The 4,893-nt window shown below is 73.5% G+C and carries 5 protein-coding genes; 1 reads left to right on the forward strand and 4 read right to left on the reverse strand.

All coding sequences use genetic code 11. From position 1 onward, the window contains the following. Positions 1-38 precede the first annotated feature (38 nt). The 3 genes from ACOJUF_RS00745 to purD form a co-directional block, all read right to left on the reverse strand. Positions 39-221, reverse strand: coding sequence for a hypothetical protein (locus ACOJUF_RS00745; protein ID WP_420119952.1), 183 nt, complete (start codon positions 219-221; stop codon positions 39-41). A 166-nt stretch (positions 222-387) separates the two neighbouring features. Beyond that, complete coding sequence (locus ACOJUF_RS00750) at positions 388-1,560, reverse strand: aminotransferase class I/II-fold pyridoxal phosphate-dependent enzyme (protein ID WP_420119953.1); 1,173 nt, start codon at positions 1,558-1,560, stop codon at positions 388-390. Positions 1,561-1,564: 4 nt separating this feature from the next. Next, on the reverse strand, positions 1,565-2,827 hold the full coding sequence (gene purD, locus ACOJUF_RS00755; protein ID WP_420119954.1) for a phosphoribosylamine--glycine ligase: 1,263 nt from the start codon (positions 2,825-2,827) through the stop codon (positions 1,565-1,567). On the opposite strand from purD, the gene ACOJUF_RS00760 reads away from it, so the two are divergent. Then, positions 2,820-3,677 (forward strand): maleylpyruvate isomerase family mycothiol-dependent enzyme, encoded by an 858-nt coding sequence (locus ACOJUF_RS00760; protein WP_420119955.1) that lies wholly within the window; start codon positions 2,820-2,822, stop codon positions 3,675-3,677. The genes purD and ACOJUF_RS00760 overlap by 8 nt on opposite strands. A gap of 115 nt (positions 3,678-3,792) precedes the next feature. On the opposite strand, the gene ACOJUF_RS00765 is transcribed toward ACOJUF_RS00760, so the two are convergent. After that, positions 3,793-4,539 (reverse strand): endonuclease domain-containing protein, encoded by a 747-nt coding sequence (locus tag ACOJUF_RS00765; RefSeq protein ID WP_420119956.1) that lies wholly within the window; start codon positions 4,537-4,539, stop codon positions 3,793-3,795. Positions 4,540-4,893 lie beyond the last annotated feature (354 nt).

Consider the following 4,893-nt stretch of genomic DNA (forward strand, 5'->3'; position numbering starts at 1 on the left):
CGCCGGGCCGGCCCGGGTGTCCGGCCGGCCCGTCCGCGTCAGCGGCGGTAGCCGACCTGGTTCTTGCGCTTGTTGCTGATCGCGGCGACGGCCCAGATGGCCCCGCCGATGACGGCCACCCAGAACAGCAGGCCGATGGTCTTGCCGATCAGCCACAGCACCAGGCTGATGCCGATCCAGATGACCACGACCGCGCCCACGATCTTCAGGAACTTGTCCATCGCACTTCCTCCGCTGTCCCTCGACTGCCCTGCTGACGTCCACTGTCCCCCTCGGGACGGCCGAACGCCTCAGGTGAGAACCCTGATCTTCGACTCGGGGTACCCACCGGGTTCAACGGCCACCGCCCCGGCATCGTTCCGCGGGCCGGACGCCGCACGACGGTGGTCAGAGGGCGAGGAAGTGTTCCAGCGCGCCGAGCGCGCCCTCGATGGTGGCCGTGGACCCCGCGAACGAGAACCGGATCGACCGGTGCCCGTCGACCACGTCGAAGTCGATGCCCGGAGCCGCGGCGATGCCGGCCCGGTCCAGCAGCCGGGCACCGAAGTCGGTGGAGTCGTCCGTCAGGTGCCCGATGTCGGCGTACACGTAGAACGCGCCGTCGGCCGGTGCAAGCCGGTCGATGCCCAGCCGGCGCAGCCCGTTCAGCAGCACGCCCCGGTTGTGCGCGTACCGCTGCACGTGCGCGTCGCACTCGGCGTAGGCGTCGAAGGCGGCCAGCGCGGCGTACTGGGCCGGCGCCGGCGGGCAGATGGCGAGGTTGCCGGCCAGCGCGTCGACCACGTCGACCAGGTCGTCCGGGACCAGCAGCCAGCCGATCCGCCAACCGGTCATCGAGAAGTACTTGGAGAAGGAATTGACCACGAAGCCGCGGCGGTCGGTGTGCCAGCTGCTGGCGGTCCGGCCGGCATAGGTGATGCCGTGGTAGATCTCGTCGGAGACCAGGCGAACGCCGCGATCCCCGCACCAGGTGGCCAGCGCCGCCAGCTCCCCCGGTTCCAGCATGGTGCCGGTCGGATTCGCCGGGCTGGCCACGATCAACCCGTCCAGGCCGAGGTTCTCGATCATCGCCACGGTCGGCTGGTACCGGGTCTCCGGTCCGCAGGGCAGGTCGACGACCTCACATCCGAGCGCGTGCAGGATGTTCCGGTACGCCGGGTAGCCCGGCCGGGCCAGCCCGACCCGGCTGCCGGCGTCGAAGGCGGCGAGGAAGGCGAGCAGGAAGCCGCCCGACGACCCGGTGGTCACCACGACGTTGTCCACGTCGACGCTCATCCCGTACCGGTCGCGGTAATGCCCGGCGATCCCCCGGCGGAGCGGCTCGATGCCGGGAGCCTCGGTATAGCCCAGGATCTGGCCGTCGAGCGCGGCGTGGGCGGCCCGCCGCACCGGCTCGGGGGCGGCGGTGGAGGGCTGGCCGGCGGCCAGGTCCCACACCACCCCACCGGCCCGGCGCCGCCGAGCGGCCGCGGCCCGCACCTGCATGACGTAGAACGGCGCCACTCGGGAGCGCCCGGACGGGCCGAAAACCCCAGCGGTGCCGCCCGTTCCCGTGGTCATCGGATCAGGCGGTGCCCGGGACGTGGACCCGACCCTCGGCCGCCGCCAGGGCGATGTCGGTGCGGTAGTGCGACCCGCGCAGGTGCACCGAGGCGGCCAGCGCGTAGGCGCTCTCCCGGGCCTTGGCCAGGTCCGAGCCGGTGCCGACCACCGACAGGACCCGGCCACCGGCCGAGACGACCAGCCCGTCGTCGGTCCGCACCGTTCCGGCGTGCAGGATGCCGTCACCCTCGGCCCCGGAGATCACGTCCCCGGTGACCGGAGGGCCCGGGTAGTTCTCCGCGGCGATGACGACGGTGACCGCCGCCGCCCCCCGCCAGCTCAGCAGGGTGTCACCCAGGCCGCCGGCCGCGGCCGCTGCGAGCAGCTTGCCCAGCGGCGTGTCCAGCAGCTCGAGCACGACCTGGGTCTCCGGGTCGCCGAACCGGCAGTTGAACTCGATGACCTTGGGGCCGGCCGCCGTGATCACCAGTCCGGCGTACAGCAGCCCGGCGAACGGCGTTCCGCGCAGCGACATCTCGGCCAGGACCGGGTCCAGGACGGTGCGCTGGACGGTGTCGACCAGCCCGGCCGGGGCCCACGGCAGGGGGGCGTATGCACCCATGCCGCCGGTGTTCGGCCCGCTGTCGCCGTCGCCGACCCGCTTGAAGTCCTGGGCCGGCAGCAGCGGCAGCGCGACCCGGCCGTCGCACACCGCGAACAGGGACACCTCCGGCCCGGCCAGGTACTCCTCGACGAGCACCGGATGTCCGTGCTCGAGCACCGCCCGGGCATGGGCCGCGGCGGCCGCGCGGTCCTCGGTGACGACCACCCCCTTGCCGGCGGCCAACCCGTCGTCCTTGACCACGTACGGCGAGCCGCAGGCGTCCAGCGCGGCGTCGATCCCGGCCTCGTCGGTGACGGCGACCGCGCGCGCGGTCGGCACCCCGGCCGCCGCCATGACGTCCTTGGCGAACGCCTTCGACCCCTCGATCCGGGCCGCCGCGGCGCTCGGTCCGAACACCGCGACGCCGCGCGCACGCAGGGCATCCGCGGCCCCGTTGACCAGCGGCACCTCCGGTCCGATCACCACCAGGTCGGGCCGGACCTGCTCGGCCAGGGCGGCGATGGCGGACGGGTCGGCCACGTCGACCGGGTGGGCCTGGGCCAGCACCGTGGTACCCGCGTTGCCGGGGGCGATGTGGAGGTCGGTGACGTCGGGGTCACGCCGCAGGGCCCGGAGCAGGGCGTGCTCGCGGGCGCCCGAGCCGATGACGAGAATGCGCACGTCGGGAGAGTACTGCCTGCACCGGTGCCCGGCGTTCATCGCCGATCCCGGCCCGTGCCACCCTGAGGGCATGCCCGTGCGGATGTCCCCGGCCGACCTGCTCGCCGCCCTCGACGCCCAGGTGATCCGGTTGACCCGCGAGGCCGACCGGGTGCTGCCGGCCGATCCGGTGCCCACCTGCCCGGGATGGACGGTCCGCGACCTGCTGATCCACCTGGGCGGGGTGCACCGCTGGGCGACCGACATCGTCGGCCACGGGCGGACGTCGGTGAGCGACGACGACGACGAGGCCTTCTTCGCGGCTCCGGACGACGACGACGCGCTGCTGCCCTGGTTCGTCGAGGGCGCGGGGGCGTTGATCGGCACCCTGCGGGCTGCGCCGGCCGACCTCGCGGCGTTCGTCTTTCTCAAGAACGCCCCGCCACCGGCCGTGTTCTGGGCCCGCCGGCAGGCCCACGAGACGACCGTCCACCGGGTCGACGCGCTGGCGGCGCGGTTGGGCCGGATGCCATCGACCGCCGAGGCCGGCATCCCGACCGAACTCGCCGTCGACGGGCTCGACGAGTTGCTGACCGGCTTCGTCCCCCGTCGCAGCAGCCGGCTGCGCACCGACGAGCCGTTCCGCACGGTCGTCGCCGCGACCGACGCCCCGGTCGCGTGGACCGTCGCGGTCTCGGCCGATCCGCCCGTGGTGGTCGAGGGATCCGACCCGGACGCCCACTCCCGCCTGACCGGCACCGCCGCCGCGCTCTACCTGGGCCTGTGGAACCGCGGCGACGACGTCGCCGAAACCGGCACCGTCGACCTGCTCGGCCACTGGCGCGAGCAGGTGCGCGTCACCTGGAGCTGACCCGCCCGCCGGCGCCCCCTCCCGGCTGTTGATCATGGGAAGAAGGCCGTTCTGGCTGCCCCTGAGCAGCCTTCCTCCCATGATCAACACCGACTCCGGGGCGGCGGCTGCGCCCTCAGCGGCGCCACCCTCGCGTGATCAGGGCCTGCTCCACCCGAGCCAGGCACCCGGCCCGGTCGGTGAAGAACGCGTCGGCGGTGATCCGCACCACCCGCCACCCGTGCGCGGCGAAGCCGTCCAGGCGGCGGATGTCCCGATTGAACTGCCAGGCATCGACCCGGTGCTGGTCACCGTCGTACTCCACGATGAGCCGGTACGCCCGGTAGAGCATGTCGGCCCGCCCGAGGAACACACCTCGCTCGCTGTGGACGTCCCCGTTCAGTTCCGGCTCGGGCAGGCCTCCGGCCACCAGGGCCAGCCGCACCAGGGATTCGGGGCGCGACTCCGCCCCGGGCCGGACCAGAGCCAGGGCCTGGGCGGCGCGGGTCTTACCGCGTCCGCGGAACCGGTCGACGCGCTCACCGAGCTCGCCGAGCGAGAGCCACGGCCGTTCGCCGGCCGGGTCGCCGAACCTCGGCGTCAGCACCAGGGCGTCCCCCACCGCGACCAGATCATCCAGGCGCAAGACCGGGCTGAGCTGGCAGAACAGCGTCGCCGGGTCGATGAGCCACCGGCCTTGACGCAGGACCGCGTGGGCCGCCGGGTCCGAGATGTGATGCCCGATCACCCCGGCCCGCCGCGGTGGATGCTCGGGCGGCAGCACGCCGACATGAACCGGCTCGTTCGGCCTGGGCATCGGCAGCGGCAACGGCCACAGCCGGGCGGCGGTGAGATGGCTGAAGAAGGCCCGCGGTGGTGTCACCAGCTCCGCCGCCGAGCACTGGTCCTGGAGTCGCGCAGTCAGGAGCGCACGGGGATCCGGCTCGCCTTCCCCCGGCCCCGCCACGACGGCGCGGCGGACGCCGTACAGCGGCCGGTCGAGGTCGGCTGCCCGGAGACGTGTCCGGCTCAAGCCCCGCTCGCGGCCCTGCTCCACCGTGAAGGCAACCTTCGTCAGGTCCGATGGGAGTTCGCCCGGCCGCCGTGTCACCGACAGATCGTGACCGATGGGGCGCCGGCGCCGCCGAAGTTGTCCACAGGCATCGGCCGAAGCCGCACCCACCCGAAGTTGATAATGGGAAGAGTTCCGGGGGGGGGAGCCCCCACACCGCGCATA

The organism is Nakamurella sp. (genome assembly GCF_048594475.1).
Taxonomy (GTDB): Bacteria; Actinomycetota; Actinomycetes; order Mycobacteriales; family Nakamurellaceae; genus Nakamurella.